The 18,130-nt window shown below is 50.7% G+C and carries 15 protein-coding genes; 12 read left to right on the forward strand and 3 right to left on the reverse strand.

From position 1 onward, the window contains the following. Positions 1-190 precede the first annotated feature (190 nt). From ACOI06_RS11440 to ACOI06_RS11450, 3 genes are read left to right on the forward strand one after another with little or no spacing between them, the layout of a single operon-like run. The gene (locus ACOI06_RS11440; RefSeq protein WP_420662725.1) at positions 191-940 is read left to right on the forward strand and encodes a FecR family protein; all 750 of its coding nucleotides are present in this window, start codon (positions 191-193) and stop codon (positions 938-940) included. A gap of 52 nt (positions 941-992) precedes the next feature. Beyond that, positions 993-3,239 carry a CHASE2 domain-containing protein gene (locus tag ACOI06_RS11445; RefSeq protein WP_420662726.1) on the forward strand — a complete coding sequence of 749 codons (2,247 nt, stop codon included), beginning with the start codon at positions 993-995 and terminating at the stop codon, positions 3,237-3,239. A gap of 22 nt (positions 3,240-3,261) precedes the next feature. After that, positions 3,262-3,471 (forward strand): hypothetical protein, encoded by a 210-nt coding sequence (locus ACOI06_RS11450; protein ID WP_420662727.1) that lies wholly within the window; start codon positions 3,262-3,264, stop codon positions 3,469-3,471. Positions 3,472-3,517: 46 nt separating this feature from the next. Here ACOI06_RS11450 and ACOI06_RS11455 read toward each other — a convergent pair whose 3' ends face one another. Beyond that, complete coding sequence (locus ACOI06_RS11455) at positions 3,518-5,026, reverse strand: fumarate hydratase (protein WP_420662728.1); 1,509 nt, start codon at positions 5,024-5,026, stop codon at positions 3,518-3,520. A gap of 36 nt (positions 5,027-5,062) precedes the next feature. Beyond that, the gene (locus ACOI06_RS11460) at positions 5,063-6,409 is read right to left on the reverse strand and encodes a class-II fumarase/aspartase family protein (protein ID WP_420662729.1); all 1,347 of its coding nucleotides are present in this window, start codon (positions 6,407-6,409) and stop codon (positions 5,063-5,065) included. A 240-nt stretch (positions 6,410-6,649) separates the two neighbouring features. On the opposite strand from ACOI06_RS11460, the gene ACOI06_RS11465 reads away from it, so the two are divergent. The 9 genes from ACOI06_RS11465 (at position 6,650) to ACOI06_RS11505 (ending at position 16,929) form a co-directional block, all read left to right on the forward strand. Next, complete coding sequence (locus tag ACOI06_RS11465) at positions 6,650-7,825, forward strand: CaiB/BaiF CoA transferase family protein (RefSeq protein WP_420662730.1); 1,176 nt, start codon at positions 6,650-6,652, stop codon at positions 7,823-7,825. Next, the gene (locus tag ACOI06_RS11470; RefSeq protein ID WP_420662731.1) at positions 7,822-8,622 is read left to right on the forward strand and encodes an enoyl-CoA hydratase/isomerase family protein; all 801 of its coding nucleotides are present in this window, start codon (positions 7,822-7,824) and stop codon (positions 8,620-8,622) included. Before ACOI06_RS11465 ends, ACOI06_RS11470 begins: the two co-directional genes overlap by 4 nt. Before the next feature lie 36 nt (positions 8,623-8,658). Next, a complete protein-coding gene (locus ACOI06_RS11475; protein ID WP_420662732.1) occupies positions 8,659-9,603 on the forward strand; it encodes a hydroxymethylglutaryl-CoA lyase in 945 nt (314 codons plus the stop codon). A gap of 158 nt (positions 9,604-9,761) precedes the next feature. Next, positions 9,762-10,922: an acyl-CoA dehydrogenase family protein gene (locus ACOI06_RS11480; protein ID WP_420662794.1), complete on the forward strand. Its 1,161-nt coding sequence runs from the start codon at positions 9,762-9,764 to the stop codon at positions 10,920-10,922. Between the two features lie 45 nt (positions 10,923-10,967). Next, positions 10,968-12,350, forward strand: a complete 1,383-nt coding sequence (locus tag ACOI06_RS11485) for an MmgE/PrpD family protein (RefSeq protein WP_420662733.1) — start codon at positions 10,968-10,970, stop codon at positions 12,348-12,350. A gap of 129 nt (positions 12,351-12,479) precedes the next feature. Beyond that, the gene (gene dctP / locus ACOI06_RS11490) at positions 12,480-13,508 is read left to right on the forward strand and encodes a TRAP transporter substrate-binding protein DctP (RefSeq protein WP_420662734.1); all 1,029 of its coding nucleotides are present in this window, start codon (positions 12,480-12,482) and stop codon (positions 13,506-13,508) included. A gap of 16 nt (positions 13,509-13,524) precedes the next feature. Next, positions 13,525-14,103, forward strand: coding sequence for a TRAP transporter small permease (locus ACOI06_RS11495; protein WP_420662735.1), 579 nt, complete (start codon positions 13,525-13,527; stop codon positions 14,101-14,103). Position 14,104: 1 nt separating this feature from the next. After that, positions 14,105-15,391: a TRAP transporter large permease gene (locus ACOI06_RS11500; RefSeq protein WP_420662736.1), complete on the forward strand. Its 1,287-nt coding sequence runs from the start codon at positions 14,105-14,107 to the stop codon at positions 15,389-15,391. Further along, positions 15,349-16,929 (forward strand): class I adenylate-forming enzyme family protein, encoded by a 1,581-nt coding sequence (locus tag ACOI06_RS11505; RefSeq protein WP_420662737.1) that lies wholly within the window; start codon positions 15,349-15,351, stop codon positions 16,927-16,929. The genes ACOI06_RS11500 and ACOI06_RS11505 overlap by 43 nt, the downstream gene beginning before the upstream one ends. Here the strand turns inward: ACOI06_RS11505 and ACOI06_RS11510 are convergent. Further along, the gene (locus ACOI06_RS11510) at positions 16,926-18,077 is read right to left on the reverse strand and encodes an iron-containing alcohol dehydrogenase (protein WP_420662738.1); all 1,152 of its coding nucleotides are present in this window, start codon (positions 18,075-18,077) and stop codon (positions 16,926-16,928) included. The genes ACOI06_RS11505 and ACOI06_RS11510 overlap by 4 nt on opposite strands. Positions 18,078-18,130 lie beyond the last annotated feature (53 nt).

Raw genomic sequence — 18,130 nt, forward strand, 5'->3', positions numbered from 1 at the left:
TTGCAACGCGTTTCAATGCAGCCAGACAGCCAGGTCCACACTCTCATACCAAGGCTGTGGAAGCAACACTTCGCTGACCAGCCCTTAACCTCGCAAGTCACAATAATCTGACAGACAATATCCTGCTCAGCAAGTATGCATCATCTGACGTGCGGTGTCATCACGCCGATGCGGTGGCGCTTACGGTCAGGTGAATCGCACACTGCAGAAATCTGACCAAATTTACCGCAAAGAACGCATTGAAACGGGGGGTTATTCTCGTGTTCAGATGCGATTTACGGATGGCGGTTTGGTCTCGTTGATGGCTGATTCCGTCTTTGTGGTCGAAGATTATTTCTACAAAGAAGGGGAGACTGAGACGGCGGTCTTTGGTTTACTCAAAAGCGGATTGCGCACGGTGTCTGGTGCTATCGGTAAAGTCCGTCATGAAGACTATCAACTCAAAACACCGGTTGCCACACTGGGGATTCGAGGCACACAATACACCGCTGTTTTATTTCCTGCCGATACGCTACGGGTTCATGTGGGTGAAGGTCGAGTCGTTTTGACGAACGATCACGGCACACTGGATGTGCCATCTGGCCATAATGCTGAAGTGACACTTGAATCAGCCCCTCGCTTGTCTGAGGAAGCACCGGTTGACCTTGGCTTGGCACCTGCCTCTTTGCCATCATCATCTCCTTTGGCTGAGAGCATGGATAGTGAAATGGCGCTGGATACACAAAATAACTATGGAGATATCGTCAGTACCGATGGTATGGTTGGCCAGGACTTTGTGACCAGTGTGAGTGATATGGAACATTGCCAGGTTTTGACCCAACGAGTCCGACAGGTGGATCAGAATCAGAAAATGAGTATATTGGAGGTGGAGGTGGGCTTGAGGATGATGATTTACCTCCCGGCTCTAGTGGTACTTAATCGCCCAGTCGTCCTTGTGTGACCTTTTGGTTTTAAAAGACTGAGTCGGGCAAACGACCTGGAGAATAAAAAGCATGCGGTGGCGACTCATTGCAATGAGTGTGGCGCTGACGATCATCATGGGTTTGATCCAGATGACGTCCGATACGGCAGGTACACAAGACACGGTCGTGTCTCGAATTAATGCGGTGTGGTATGACATGCGATTCCGATTGTGGCCCCCCGAACGGCCACCCTTGGTGCCTATTGTCATCGTTGATATTGATGAGGCCAGCCTACAAAACGAGGGTCGTTGGCCTTGGGACCGAGCTAAAGTGGGTGCCTTGATTGATGCATTGGCTGCCAGAGGCGCTGTGTTAACTGGCTTGGATGTGGTTTTTTCTGAAGCCTCTTTAAACCCGATTCAAGCATTGCTCGATGATGAGCTCTTATCCGAGCAGTTACGGTCTGAACTGGCGCCAATGACCGATCGCTTTGACAGTGATGCGCAGTTGGCTGAGGTGCTCTCAGAACAAACAGTTTTAGGTTATTTTTTTCATCGAGATGGCTATAGCACGGGTGAATTACCACCCCCGCTGATGGAGTTTGACGGCGCTGGTACGGGTCTTGGTTTGTTACAGATGCCAGACTATACGGCTAACCTTTCGGTCTTGACGGAACATGCGTTGACCAGTGGCTATATCGTGGCCATTCCTGACGTGGATGGTGTCATGCGACGCATGCCGCTTTTGCTTCGTCATGGGCAAGGGATCTATAGTTCATTAAGCCTTGAAATGGCGCGAATTCTGTTGAATGCACCTTGGCTGCGGCTTGTGCAAGCAGGCTCAGACGATGGGCCTGTGATTGGCGTAGCTATTGGTCGCTCCGTCGTGATTGACCTCGATCGAGGTGCGAGCTTGCTTGTACCTTATAAGGGTGGGGCGCAGAGTTTTCCGACGATTTCTGCAACCGATGTGCTGCGAGGAACCGCTGATGAGGCCACACTGGCGCAGTTAGAAGGGGCAGTGGTTTTAGTGGGTACTTCTGCGTTGGGCCTAGCTGATTTGCGGACAACGCCTTTGCAAACTGGTTATCCAGGCGTCGAAGCTCACGCCAATGTGTTGGATGTGCTTTTACAGGCAGCCGTCCATCAGCATGAAACACAAAACACGGTGTCGTCTTGGACTGATACATGGCGTCATCCTTCGCCACTCTATCACCAGCCTGATTGGGAGTCGGGTGCTGATTTGATTCTGTTGCTGGCCGCAGGGTTTCTACTCGCGTTTTTATTGCCGGGTCGAGCACCCGTTGTGGCGATCATTCAGTCTGGTCTGGTGATGGGTGGACTGGTTTTATTTAACATCGTGTCTTGGCAGGTGTTCCATTTAGCATTGCCCCTGGCTTTGCAGGTATTGACGGTGATGGCTGTAGCAGGCCTGAATATCACCATGGGGTATCTCCAAACCGCCCATCAAAAACACATGATTCAGAGGCTCTTCGGTGAATATGTGCCTGAGCAACACGTGCAGCGTATGTTGCAAGATCCTGAAGCAGTGTCCCTTGATGGTGAGCAGCGTGAGATGACGGTTTTGTTTGCGGACGTGCGCGGATTTACAGCGGTCTCAGAAAAGCTCACCGCTTCTGAATTGAAATCGATGCTGAATGATTACCTCTCAGCTGTGACCAAAGTGATTTTTGATCATCATGGGACGATCGATAAGTACGTGGGTGATATGGTGATGGCTTTTTGGAATGCACCACTGAACGATCCCCATCACGCAAAAAATGCTGTGGCTGCGGCACTTGCCATGCAGGCTCGGATGGAGGACTTGCGCAAAGAATTTGTCGCCAAAGGATGGCCGCCTTTACGTATTGGGATCGGTCTAAATACCGGTATGATGAACGTGGGCGACATGGGCTCGCATTACCGGCGCGCTTATACCGTTCTGGGAGATGCGGTGAACCTTGGCGCTCGACTTGAGAGTCTGACTGCACATTATGGTGTGCCGATTTTGGTGAGTGATGTGACGCGGGAAGCAGCGCCAGAATTCATCTATCAGGACATCGACTATGTCCGGGTCAAAGGTCGCAGTGCACCTCTGTATATTTACGAACCAATTGCCGCAGATGCCGATCCAGTTAAGAAAGCGCAGACCCAAGGGTTTGGGGTGGCACTCGATGCGTATCGATCAGGTGATCTAGCAAAAGCGCAAGCTCTGTTTGAAGCTTTACTGCAAGCTGAACCTGATTCTGTGCTGTACCGCCTATACCTGCAACGCATTGAAGATGCAGACTGGGATCAGGCTGTTCAGAACCCCGTGTTTTCTCACTCCAAAAAATAAGTCCTGAAGGAGCCACACATCTATGAAACCTTCTCTTAAAACAATGGCTCAGATACCAGCGCCGCGTGTAGTGACGGGTGTTGCGATCGGTGCAGTTGCAATCGGTGCTTTTGCGCTGGGTGCACTGGCCATTGGCGCCTTAACCATTGGTCGCTTGCGCATCGCACGTGCACAAATCGATGAGCTGGAAATCAAACGGTTGGTGATCCATGAGCACAAGGACGGTGCCTGAACAGTCGAAGTTTTAGCTCGGATCACCGCATCCATCGGATCATCGTTTACGCCTCAACTAGATGGAAGTGTCGGTAGACAGTGGTGCCGCTTGCGTCAACGGCCACAACCACGGGCATGTCGACGACTTCAAACTCATAGATGGCTTCCATGCCAAGGTCTTCATAGGCGAGGAGTTTTGCACTGCGAATTGATTTGGAAACCAGATAAGCGGCACCCCCTGTGGTCATCAGGTAAGCACCACCGGCTGCTTTAATGGCATCCATGGCGATTGGCGTGCGCTCAGCTTTGCCGATTGTCACCAGCAAGCCACATTCACCCATTAGTTGCGGCATGAATTTGTCCATGCGCGTGGAGGTAGTTGGGCCTGCTGGACCGACCACCTCATCACCGACCGGATCCACCGGGCCGACATAGAAAAGGGTTCTGCCGGTCAGGTCAACAGGCAAAGGCTCGTTGCGTGCCAGCGTATCGGCCATTCGTTTGTGGGCGGCATCCCGGGCTGTCAGAATTCGACCGGACACAAGCAAAGTGTCACCGGCTTGCCAGGTTGCAATCTCTTCTTTGGTGATGCCATCAAGGCTCACACGACGCCCACCTGTGTTTGGAAGCGTGTCTGGAATATCGTCCCAGACAGACATCGGGGTCGGTTCGAATTGTGCGGGACCCTTGCCATCCAGTGTGAATTTGATAAAGCGGGTGGCTGCACAGTTGGGCAAGATGGCAACGGGTTTGAGCGCAGCATGTGATGGCAACGATTCGACTTTGACGTCCAGAACCGTGGTGTCACCCCCAAGCCCTTGTGCACCAATCCCAAGTTCATTGATGCGCTCGTAGAGTTCAAGTCGTAAGGCTTCGGTTGGGTTGGAAGGGTCGCGTGCAATTAACTCCTCAATGTCGATGGGATTCAAAACCGCTCGCTTGGCAAGAAACATGGCTTGTTCAGGGCTGCCACCCACCCCAATGCCAATGGCACCGGGTGGACACCAACCTGCACCCATGGTTGGGATCTGAGAGATCACCCAGTCGGCAATGGAGTCACTGGGATTGAGCATGGCGTAGCGGGCTTTGACATCACCACCACCGCCTTTGGCGGCAACTGTGACTTCAAAGGTCTGACCTTCGACGAGTTCCACATGCACGACAGCTGGTGTGTTGTCATGGGTGTCGCGTCTAGCACCCAGTGGATCTTCAATCATGGATGCGCGTAGTTTGTTTTGTGGGAAGCAATAAGCACGAGCAGTGGCTCGATTGGCCATGGTCTGAAATGACGGCGTACAGGGCTCGTCTGGTGCACTGATGCGTACATCCATACCCACCCGAAAATACACATGTGCCACCCCCGTGTCCTGACAGACAGGTCGCTGTGCAAACGCACTTTGGCGACTGTTGATGAGGAGTTGTTGCAGCGCTGCACGTGCCGGTGCCTTTGTTTCACGGGCATAAGCGCGCTTGAGTGCTTCAATAAAATCAACCGGATGGTGATGACTGACAAACTGTAAGGCATCGGCAATGCTGTCGATGATGTCGTTAGCGGCAATGGTCAGAGTAGACATAAGTAACTGGTTTTTGTGTGATTTTTAAATGAGCGATTAATCTGGTCGGAAAGCGCGTACCCGATCAACCATTTGGGGTGCGCTCCCGAGATAGTTTTGTGGATCGCAAAGTGCGGCAATTTCGGCTTGATTCAAACGTTCAGACACTTTCTGGTCTTCGCCTAAAACATCGGCTAATGGTCGATGGCTTTGTGCGGCTTTTCTGCAGGCGTCATACACGACGTCATGGGCGGTTTGTCGACCAATGTGAGGCGCGAGACCCATCATAACGGCCTCAGCAACGATCAGACCAGAGGTGATATCCAGATTGCGACGCATACGTTCTGTATCGACCTCTAAACCAGCGAGCATAAAGTTGGCTTGTGCCAGAGAACCGGCCGTTAGGATAAATGCTTCAGGAATGACAGACCATTCCAAGTGCCATGGGCCAGTTGCTCGTTCAAAGTCCTGCATCATGGCGTCTAAACCGAGACTGGCTTTTTCTCGGACAGATTTGGCTGCGGCCCACATCAACTCGCAAGAGATGGGGTTGCGCTTTTGTGGCATGGTGCTGGATGCGCCCCGTCCTTTGACGAAGGGTTCAAAAACTTCAGCGTATTCATTGGACATCATGAGCATGATATCGAGGGCGATTTTGCCAAGTGAACTGGTCACGAGCCCCAGAAACTGAACGGTTTCGATCAGACCGTCACGCGCAACATGCCAAGCAATCGGACTACTCCCTAAGCCCAGTTCTTTCATCAACGCTTCGTTGACTGCCAGCCCATCTTTGCCCAGAGAGGCGAGCGTACCCGCAGCCCCTGCAAGCTGTCCAATCAAGGCACGGGGTTTGAGTTGCTGCAGTCGCTCACGATGGCGTCGAATCATCAGTAACCAGATGCCTGCTTTGTATCCGAAGGTAATGGGCAGTGCGTGTTGCAGGTGAGTGCGCCCAGCCATGGGTGTGTCTCGGTACTTTTCTGCCAATGCGTCCAGAATGCCGTCTAAAGTCTCGAGTTCACTTTCGATGACTTCTAGAGCGGCACGAACCTGAAGGACGGCACCTGTATCCATGATGTCTTGTGTCGTCGCGCCCCAGTGTAGATATTCGCCTTGTGGACCGCAGATTTTGGCGAGTTGATTGACTAGAGGCAGAATCGGATAGCCAACGATTTCGGTTTCTTGCTTTAGGAGGTCGTAATCCAGTTTGGAGGAGTCTGCGTGTTGGATGATTGCTTTGGCGGCCTCTTTTGGGATGACACCCAGTTCACCTTGCACTTTGGCCAAGGCGACTTCCACCTCTGTATATCGAGCAATAGTGGCTTCATCGTTAAATATGGCGCGCATACGTTCGCTGCCGAACATATCTTTATAAAGACGGGATTCAAGGACAGAAATAGGCATGGGATGATCGTTTGTTCGAGAAGTGGTTAGGAAGAATTTGAACACGAATGAATGTGCTTAGGTTTCTGTATAACCTGACGAACAACTGTCGTGTTTATCTGAAATCTCATGGTTAATACCGATAAAAATATGATTTCGTAGGTTGTTTTTATATTTATGATGGATTGAGCTTGTTCATTACGAAAGCTTGATTGAGCAAGTCTTTGTAGGTTTGAATTTTAAATTTTTGACTCGAGAACCATGAATAAAAATGGGCACGACAAAATCCAGAGTGACAAGACACGCCCTTTTGAGGGTGTGACGATCGTTGAAATCAGTACCAGCGTGGCAGGTCCTTTCGCGGGTCAGATTTTCAGTGAGCTGGGTGCACGTGTATTGAAAGTGGAAAACGCAGTGGGTGATGCAGCCCGCGGGTGGGGGCCACCTTTCTGGGAAGGTGCGTCTGCTTATTTTCAATCACTCAACCGCAACAAGTATTCAGTGGTATGTGAATTGCGCGATGATGCGCAACGTAGTGCGCTCGTGGATTTTATTGTGGAGCAAGCGGATGTGGTGATTCAGAACTTGCGACCGGGTCAAATGGAAACCCTGGGTCTGGATGCACAGACACTCATGGCGTTAAAGCCCTCTTTGATTTATTGCAATTTGGGTGCGTTTGGTCGTGAAGGGCCATTAAAAGATCGCCCAGGTTATGACCCTTTGATGCAGGCTTTTGCTGGCATTATGAGCACCACAGGTGAAGAAGGTCGTCCTGCGGTTCGGGTGGGCGCGTCGTTGGTGGATATGGGAACCGGCATGTGGGCCGTGATTGGTGTGCTGTGTGCCTTGATGCGACGCATGCAAACCGGTCAAGGTGAGGTGGTCGATGTGTCCTTGTTTGAAACCGCCACTTGTTGGGTTTCATTAATGGCAGCACAGTTTCTAGCCAGTGGTGAAGTGCCGCAACGGCAAGGCTCTGGGGCTTCAGGCATTGTGCCCTACCGAGGGTACGAGACGGCTGATGGTGAGATCGTGATTGCTGCCGGTAGCGATCGCTTATTTCAAAAACTATGCCAGGTTCTCGGCTGTGAGCAATGGGTTGATGATGCGCGCTTTATGAATAATGAAAGCCGAGTGCGTCATCAGGTCGAACTTTATCGATTAATCGAAGAGCAGGTGCGTCTCAAATCAACCGCTTGGTGGCAAGAGGCTTTGGAAGCCACTGGTATTCCGTGTTCACCTGTGAATAATTTGAAACAAATGCTTGCGCATGAGCAGACAGCTGCTTTAGGGTTGTTGCAGGATGTACCAGGAACAGGCATGCAGTTTCTCGGTCTGCCCCTGAGCTTTGGTGGAGAGCGGCCTACACCACGATTTGCCCCACCAAAGCTGGGCGAGCATAATGATTTACTGAAAAAGGATGAATCAAAATCATGAAAGAATTGCCGGACTATGAAACGATCGATGCAACCATGGTTGAACCCCATGTGTTGAAGGTCACGTTAAATCGGCCTGAAGCGGGCAATGCCATTAATACCCAGATGGGGCTTGATTTGTTAGACCTTTGGAATCGTTTGACCGCAGATGCTGGTGATGTTCGGTGTCTGGTCTTGACGGGTGCGGGTGATCGTATATTTTGTGCGGGCGGTGATCTGAAAGAGCGCAATGGCATGAGTCGGCGAGACTGGACTTTGCAGCATGAAATGTTCGAGCGAATGTTCTGGACCTTAGTAGATTTGCCATTGCCGATTATCGCTGCGGTCAATGGCCACGCTTATGCCGGTGGGTTAGAACTCGCCTTGTCGTGCGATTTCATCTATGCCAGTCGACCCGCTCGCTTTGCGTTGACCGAAGTCACGCTGGGTTTTATGCCGGGTGCTGGTGGAACCCAGAATTTGCCACGTGCCATTGGTGAGCGGCGGGCCAAAGAGATTTTGTTGACAGGCCGACCATTCGATGCACAACAAGCCAGTGACTGGGGATTGATTAATCATTTGAGTGAGCCCGGTAAAGCCTATGAAGATGCGCTTGAAACAGCACGCGTGATTGCTGGGAATGCACCCTTGTCGGTGCGTCAGATTAAGAAATCAGTTCGTTACGGTTCACAGATGGAGCTGCGAACAGCGTTTCGGTTTGAGATTGAGGCATATAACCATTTGGTTGATACCAAAGATCGCATGGAGGGTGTGGCTGCGTTTGTTGAGAAACGTAAGCCGGTCTTTCGAGGCGAATAAAATGTATCAAACAAAATTCGCATAAAGAGGGGAGAGATGAAAAATAAAATTATTGTTCGCGAAGTTGGATTGAGAGACGGGTTGCAGATACATCCGACCGTCATGCCAACAGCCGATAAATTGCGCTGGATCCGAGCAGAAGCGGCAGCGGGTGTCGGTGAGATTGAGGTCACTTCTTATGTGCCGCCCAAGCTTTTACCGCAGTTTGCAGATGCGGCACAAGTGACTGAGGCTGCGTTGCAAATACCGGATTTGATGGTTTCTGCATTGATTCCCAACCTGCGTGGCGCGCAACGAGGCATTGAGCTGGGTGTTCGTAAGCTTAATTTTGTGATGTCAGTGAGCCGCACGCACAATATGAAAAACGTACGACGCACGCCCGAGGAGTCGATTGAGGACTTTAAAGCGATTGCGCAACTCATCGCTGAACAGCCCGCGGATCAGCGCCCGCTTTTGGGGGGTGGTTTGTCCACCGCTTTGGGTTGTTCTTACGAAGGACGTGTTTCAGTCGATGACGTGGTGCGATTGGCCGTGGAGCTTGTAGAAGCTGGAGCCGAAGAAATTGTGGTTGCCGATACGGTGGGTTATGCGGATCCCTTGCAAGTGCGCGATGTCTTTACAGCGGTTCTGCGGGAAGTCGGTGATGTGCCTGTTGCGGCGCACTTCCATGATACTCGCGGCACGGGTCTGGCCAATGTGAGCGCGGCGCTTGATTGCGGTGTGACGCGCTTTGATGCGTCACTGGCCGGATTGGGTGGTTGTCCATTTGCACCAGGTGCCACGGGCAATATCGTCATGGAAGACCTGTGTTACATGCTGGATTCCATGGGTTATGAAACTGGTGTAGATCTGGATGCACTGGTTCAGATCCGTCAGATTGTGGCCGCGAGTCTGCCCGATATTGAAATGCAGGGTGCGATCGCCAGAGCAGGCTTACCAACAAATTATGTATCGGCCGCACAGCGAGTTCAGGCTGCTTAAAAAGAGCAGAACCCAAAAGCATTAAGTAAGCGCATAAAAATAAAATAAGCGCATAAAAAATTAGGCAGATGCATACAAATTGGGTGTGTTGATGATCTGAATGATCAAACATAAAGGGGGGGACTTTTAGCGTGGAGAATGCAACAACAGGGCCGTTGATGTTGGATGGCGGTGAGGATTATCCAGAAATTCGTGAAAGTGTGCGACGGCTTTGTGCGGATTTCCCGGGCAGTTATTGGCGTGAGCTCGAAGCGAAGCAAGCGTATCCGACCGAGTTTGTACAGACTTTGACGGATGCCGGTTATCTGGCAGCGCTGATCCCACAAGAATATGGCGGCAGCGGCATGCCGCTTCGCGCTGCGATGGTGATTCTTGAGGAAATTCATGCCAGTGGCTGTAATGCCGGGGCGTGTCACGCGCAGATGTATACCATGGGCACGGTGCTGCGCCATGGCAGTGCGGCACAAAAAGAGAAATACTTACCAGCGATTGCACGCGGAGAACTGCGTTTGCAGGCGTTTGGTGTGACTGAACCGACAACGGGTACGGATACCACACGCCTAAAAACCCGAGCCGTTCGGCAGGGTGATCACTATGTCATCAATGGGCAGAAAGTCTGGACTTCACGGGCATTACATTCGGATTTAATGCTGTTGTTGGCGCGCACAACACCACTCGAGCAGGTCACCAAGAAAAGTGATGGACTGTCTGTGTTTTTAATTGATATCCGAGAAGCACTAGGTCATGGATTAGAGATCCGCCCGATTGAAGCCATGGTGAATCACAATGCCACGGAAGTGTTTTTTGAAGAGCTAAAAATTCCAGCCGATAGTTTAATTGGTGAAGAAGGACGTGGTTTTCGGTACATCTTAGATGGAATGAATGCTGAGCGTATTCTCGTATCTGCAGAAGCGCTAGGAGATGCACGTTGGTTTACACAGCGCTCTGTGGATTATGTGAGTTCACGTGTCGTTTTCCAGCGCCCGATTGGCCAAAACCAAGCCGTGCAATTTCCAGTGGCGCGGGCTTGGGCGCATGCACAGGCGGCTGATTTGTTGTTGCGTCGGGCAGCAGCCCGATTTGATGCCGGACTACCTTGTGGAGATGACGCCAATATGGGCAAGTTGCTGGCGTCTGAAGCAACCTGGATGGCAGCAGAAGCCTGTCTGCAAAACCATGGCGGGTTTGGCTATGCGCGTGAATATGATGTTGAACGTAAATGGCGTGAAACCAGGCTGTTTCAGATTGCCCCGATTTCAACCAATCTTGTGTTGTCTTATATCGCGGAACATATTTTGGGGATGCCCAGATCGTTTTGAGGAAGGGTTTGCACCTTAATCACCGAGTTTTTCGAAGGAATTTTTATGACTGACTCACTAACTGCTGCTTTAGCGCAGTTTGTCGCTTCACCCACTTTTGGCTCAGAACGTGAGCGGGCGTATGCGATCGCTAAAACCGGGATGACTGACACGATTGGTACGATGATGGCCGGTGCCAATGAGCCGGTGGTCGACATTTTGATGCGCCATTTTGAATCGGTGAATGAGCCTGCGCAGGCCCCATTGCCGTATTTTGATAACTTACTGAAGCCAACCACAGTTGCAGCTTGTCTGAATGCAACGACTGGACACGCCTTGGATTATGACGATGTGGCACTCGCGGGTCACCCCAGTGTGGTCTTAACGGCCGCTATTCTTGCTCAAGGTCATTTGCTTCAGATCACAGGTGAGCAAGCGCTGAAAGCTTATATCGTGGGATATGAGGTCTGGGCAGAACTGATCGCACGCGAACCGGGTAAATACCATTTGAAAGGATGGCATCCAACAGCGGTCCTCGGGGTTGTCGGGGCGGCAGCGTCAGTGGCTTACCTCAATGGCTTAGATGCTCAGCAAAGCTCGGTGGCACTGGCGATTGCAGCCAGTATGGCCAGTGGCTTGGTGGCTAACTTTGGTTCGATGACCAAGCCGTATCACGCTGGTCGTGCAGCGGCCAATGCCATCGAGGCAGTGCAGCTCGCGCAGTTAGGAATGACGGCTTCACCCGATGTGTTTGAGCATGGGGCGGGTTACCTCAATGCATTGTCTGTTGAACAAAATGCTGATCGAACTTCACCAGCGAGTCGTCTTGGGCGCGAGTTACGTATATTGGAAACCGGATTGTCGATTAAACGCTATCCCGTTTGCTATTCGTGTCACCGTGTGATTGATGGCACATTGTCGCTCGCGAATGAATATGATTTGCAGGCGGATGATGTGCAGTCGGTACATGTCACACTCGGACCCGCTCAGGCATTAATGCTGCGTAATCATCGTCCGCAAACCGGACTGGAAGCCAAATTTAGCATTGAGTTTGCGATATCCAGTGCGATTGTTGCGCGCGAAGTAGGCTTGTTGCAGCTGACAGATGAGTTTGTACGTACGCCACAGATTCAAGCCTTGTTTGAAACCGTTACCAGTGAAATTAACGACAAACCTTGCCCACTGGAGCCTGCGTTTGCGTATTCAGATCGAGTGACCATTACGCTAAAAGATGGGCGTGTGCTCGATTCTGGGGAAATCCGCTTTCCATTAGGCAATGCAGAAAATCCCATGAGTGACGCCGATTTGCGTGCCAAATTCCTAGACTGCTGTGCGTATGCCAAATCAATGGGTGTGGCCCGCATGAAATCAGACCCACAGGCGCTCTACGAACGCTTGCTGCATTTGGAGCGTCTAGATAATCTTCAACGGCTTTTTGAGAGTGATTAATCATTTATGACAGAAAGGAGATCGACAAAACACATTGAGTGAGTTTCACAGACATCACGTTGCCTGGAGAAATCAAGCTCGTGAATAGCGTTTTTATGTAGTCATTTGCTTTATGAGAGAGGAGCAACAATGAGTATTCTGAAAAATAAAATAGTTGGTGTCGCACTGGTCGGTTTGGCCGCGTCATTGATGGCAACACCCTCCATGGCCCAAGAGAAAATGCGTATCGCCCTAGACACCAACCCGGTGCACGTGCGTAACAAAGGGGTCGAGGTTTTTGTGGACGAGCTTAAAAAGCGCACTGGTGACCGTTTTGATATTACGGTCTACCCCAGTGGGCAGTTGTTCCGAGATCGTGACATTCCCCGCGCTTTACGACAAGGTGCTGTGGAAATGGGTGTGCCCGGTACATGGCAGTTAGACTCGGTTGAGCCGACCGCCGCGTTGCCCACGTTGCCCATGTTTTACGGCGTGGATATCCCAACGGTCTACAAAGTGCTGGACGGTGAGATCGGTGATTATCTGAATGAAGTCTTTGAAAAGCGCATGCGCGTCAAAATCCCTGGCAAATGGATGGCCTTGGGAATGCAACACACATTCGGTGTGAGCGATGAAATTGACTACGACACCTATAAAGGTAAGAAGATTCGTTACCCCGGGGGTACAGGGAATGCGGCCCGAATCAGCAAATTGGGAGGGATTCCTGTTTTGGTGCCTTGGCCTGACGTGCCGCTGGGCATGAGCCAAGGTGTGATGGATGGTCTGATTACCACGTATGAAAGTGCGTCTTCTTCCAAGCTCATGGATTCAGGCATGAAATACGCGTTTGATGACGAGAACATGTTTAACCAATATGTGCCGATGATCTCGGATGCTTTCTGGAAAAAACAACCTAAGGATGTTCAGGATGCCATCTTGGAATCTTGGGATATTGCTGTGACTTGGGAGCGTGAAAACGCCCTTAAGGCTCAGGACAAAGCCAGAGAGAATCTGATTAATCAGGGCTTGAAGGTCATTGTTCCAAGCAAAGAGCAAATTACGGCTGCACGTAAAGAGCTCATGCAGATTCAGCCTCAGTTGGTTGAAGAAATGAAGATCGACCCAGAAGTCACGAATAAGATCTACGAAGCACTTAAAGAAGCAGGTGTCGAGTACTGATTGAAGGCTATTCATTATGCAAAAAGAAAACATCGCCCAGGACACGTCTGATCAAGACAAAAGCCGGCTTTATGAGGCTTTACGTAAAAAAGCACAGGAGGACTTAGATGAAGGAGCCAATGCAATTCCTGCATCAAATCCGATTGAGGTGTTTTTTGTTGGAGGGTTGACTTTTATCGCACTAATCCTCTGTGCTTATAACGCGATCTCCAGATGGTTTTTACATGACTACATCTTCGACTTTATTGAAGAGTTTCAAGTCTATATGGTCATCTGGGCGGTGTTTCTTTCGCTAGGGACATTGACATTGACGGATCGACATGTGAAGTCGGACTTCTTTGTCAATATGTTCCCACCTTTTATGCAGAAGCTGGTGGGGTGGTTGGCTGATCTTTTGGGACTGCTTTTTTGCGTCACTATCGGGTACTACGGTTTCCTAGTGGCCTATGAGTCTTGGGAGTTTGGTGACGTTTCAACCACCATGTTACGTACACCTTTATGGATTTATTTTGCATCTTTGCCAGCAGGTGCTTTGGTTATGGGTGTGGCGTACCTTATGCGCATCAAGCGCCGATTGACAGGACAGGGGAAATAATATGTTGGGAATGATGCTACCTATATTTGTCCTGCTGCTGATTCTAGGCGTTCCAATCTTTCTGACGATGGGTATTACGTCAGGCGTGGTTTTTGCAGCCGAAGATGGTTTGATGCCGCTTGCCCAGAAAATTCTGGATGAGCTTAATTCACCGACACTTCTGGCAATTCCGTATTTTGTGATTGCAGCCATCTTCATGGAGCGAGGAGGTGTTGCGAAAGCGTTGATTGAAGCCGTGACATCTTGGCTGGGTCGTATGCCTGGTGGAATGGGACTGGTTTCTGTGGTGACTTGTTCCATTTTTGCGGCGATGTGTGGTTCGTCCGTTGCGACTGCGATTGCGATGGGTACGATCCTGATTCCGGCGATGTTGCGTGAAGGTTATAAATCATCGTTTGCAGGCGGAATTCTGGCAGCTGCTGGCACGCTGGGTATTTTGATTCCGCCTTCGCTCACGTTCGTTGTGTACGGTGTTCTGGCGGATGCGTCGATTCCGCGCCTTTTCTTGGCTGGTGTGATCCCCGGACTTATTAGTGCAGGGATGATGTGCGTCTATGTGTATTTCTTTGCAAAGAAAAACAATTATGTCGCTCGCGAAGTCATTCCGCTCCAAGAACGTATCCATAAAACGGTCGTTGCACTACCGGCATTGGCCGTGCCCGTTGTCGTGTTGGGTGGGTTGTATGGCGGTTTTGTGACTTTGACAGAGACGGCTGCATTGTCCGCAGTTGTTGCCATGATTCTGGCGCTCTTTGTCTATCGCGGCATGCAGTTTAAAGATTTCTTCCTTGTGCTGACGTATTCAGTTCGAAGTGCGGCTGCGATCATGATCATTATTGCGACTGCATTGGCTTTCGGACATCTGATTACGGAGACCGGCATCGCGAATTACATGATGCAGGTGATGAAGGAATACAACATCAAGGGCTGGCAGTTCTTGTTGCTTGTGAACATTGGTTTGATCTTTTTAGGCATGTTCCTTGAAGTCTTCTCAATTATGTTGATCACGGTGCCGATTCTTTTTCCATTGTTGGCACCGCTAGAAATTGATCCGATTCATTTCGGTGTCATGCTCGTGATCAACATGGAATTGGCCTTGATGTCACCGCCGGTTGGATTGAATCTTTTTGTGATCAGTAATATTTCAAATATTCCGTTGACACAGGTTCTGCGCGGCACAATGCCCTTCTTTATCATGATGGTTGTTCTGCTTGCGATGGTTACTTACATCCCAATTATTTCGACATGGCTACCCGATCTCCTCATGGGCCCGATACGCCACTATTAGGGCATATTGACTGGTCAGGGGCTTTACGCTGCCTGGCCAGTCAATACGGTCATGAAATTGCTGTTAATGATGGTTATGGACAAAACCTAACCTATTGGCAATTACATGACTACGCACACGCAGTGGCAAACGTCTTATTTCGACAGCTTGAGCTTCGTGCGGGTGAAACGGTGGCCACTTTGCTACCCAATACGCCTGCCGCTGTCTGGGCTTCCTATGGGGTGCGTTTAGGGGGTGCGACCGAGGTTCCGGTCGGATATTCCAGTACGCTCGATGAAGTGATGTGGTGCGCTCAACTTGCTGGATTTCGTTATGTGTTGACGGCAGCAGACCGTATGTCAGCTCTTCGAGACGCGGGCCTGGAGCCGATCGATATTCAAACGATCGAGTTGGATCAGAACACTAGTGTGGGTTTTGAGGCTGTGCCTGGGCATTTGCCTGGGCGCATCATTTTTACCTCAGGAACCACGGGTCGCCCAAAAGGTATGGTGTATAGCCACGCAAAACGCTGGACGGGTGAGCAATTGCTCAAGGCCACGTTTCCATTTGTGCCAAAGCCGGGCGATCGAATTATTTTGATGACACCGTTTGTTCACGGCTCGTCTTTACTGACCTATGCTTGGTGTGATTACGGGGCACAGGTCGTGCTTTTAAATGGTGTGGATGAGGTGGCTTTACGTGCGCTGCTACCCGATCCCACGGTGAAAGCTGTTTTTGCCCCGCCGACCGTGTTAGTCAAACTGACGGATCTGTTTCAAGGGCAACGGTTTGATCATGTGCAGTGTGTGTTTACTGGGACGCAGCCATTAACCCCAGCGATTTACCAGCGTGCACAGGCGATGTTTGGTCCGGTTGTGCGTATCACTTATGGCAAATCGGAGTGTGTGAACCCTATTACAGTTCTGACACCGCAGCAGACACAGGCTTATTATCAGCAACAGAATCTGGCCAGTGGCGCTTGTGTTGGATTTGCTGCGCCGGGTGTTGAACTTCGGATTGATAATCCTGATCCAGACAACGATCAAGGTGCCGATGGTGAAATCTGGCTCAGAGCTCGACAGATGTCGGATGGTGCGTTGACCGCTGATGGGTTCAAGGCGCATGGACCGGATGGTTGGCACCAGACAGGGGATCTCGGCTATCTGGACGACGAAGGCCGTCTGGTGTTAACAGGGCGAGTGGCTGATGTGATTAAGACCGGTGGTTACCGCGTCAATCCTGATGAAATTGAAGCTTTACTTACAGGGTGGCCTGATGCCATGCAGGTCAGTGTCTTGTCACTGCCATCGGACTACTGGGGTGAGATCATTATTGCTGCGGCGGAGAATCCGGTTTCGGATTGGACCGAACAAGCACGTGATCGGGTCGCATCGTTGTCGCGGTATAAACATCCGCGCTTGTACGTACAGCTCCCAAAGCTGCCACGCAATCCGCAAGGTAAAGTCAATCGTCGGATCGTGCGCGAGCATGTGCTCGCACATTATCAACTTGTGGATGGACCGTACCCGTCACTTGAACCCCTCATGTTATCTATTTAGTAAGCGTCGTGTAAGAGCGCCAGAAAATCTGCCTCAGTTGTCGTGCGAGGATTCCAACGGTTGTAGCCAGCTGCTAAACAGTCTTTTGCGATTTGCGCAAAATCGTCTGTGTTTGCACCCACGGCTCGTAGTCCTTCTGGAATACCGACCTCAAGACAGAGACGCTCAATGGCTTGCAAAGCTTGTGTGACACCTTGTTCTTCTGGTGTGTCTGGGGTGCAGACCCTCATGGCTTGTGCCACACGGGCATAACGTGGTGCAACTGCAGCCGCATTAAAACGCGCAACGACTGGCAGACATAACGCATTGGATAGACCATGAGAAAGACCATACTTTGCGCCGACAAACCGAGCCATACAATGGACATTGCCTAAACCTGTTTGACCAAATGTCATACCCGCCAAAGTTGAGCCGACCAAAGTTTGCAGAGCGGCGTTTGCGTTGTGTCGATCGTGAACATAAAGTGGCAGACTGGCAGAAATCATCTCAATGGCCTGAAGATTCAAAGCATCGGTGATGGCATTGGATTGACGTGAGGTGTAAGACTCCAGCGCATGCACAAAAGCATCGATGCCGGCATGTGCTGCAACATGTGCAGGAACGGTTGCCAACCCTTGCGGATCCAAAATGGCGTGGCGTGCGGGATTCATACGGGCATGCCGGATAGACATTTTTCGGCCAGAAGCTTTGTCTGTAATGACACAAGAACCTGAGACCTCTGAGCCGGTGCCAGCCGTAGTGGGGACGGCAATGAGTGGTAAGGGTGCCTGTGTATAACGATCAATACCTTCGTAATCTTGGATCTTGCCGCCGTTGGTGACGAGAATGCCAATGGCTTTGGCAATGTCGATCGCACTGCCCCCACCGATGGCCACGATTGTGTCTACGTGGTGGCTGTGGGCGATTTCAAAGCCGGCCAGTACCAAGTCGTCACCGGGATCGGGTTCGACGTGGTCATAAGTTTGTACTGAGACGCCACTTTGGCCTAAAAGCGTTTGTGCCTGTTGACCAAATGGTGTTTTTAGAACCGCTGCGTCAATCACCAGCAGAACAGATTTAGACTGTAAGCGCTGCATCAGTTCAGGCAGTTTTTGTAAAGCGCCATTACCGGGGTGAATTTCAGTGGGGCAGAAAAAACTTGGCATCATAATCTTTCACAGTCCTAGTCAATAAAACACGATGTGACACAAGTGTGTACGGA

It is taken from the genome of Orrella sp. 11846 (genome assembly GCF_048820935.1).
In the GTDB taxonomy this organism is placed as follows: domain Bacteria; phylum Pseudomonadota; class Gammaproteobacteria; order Burkholderiales; family Burkholderiaceae_B; genus Algicoccus.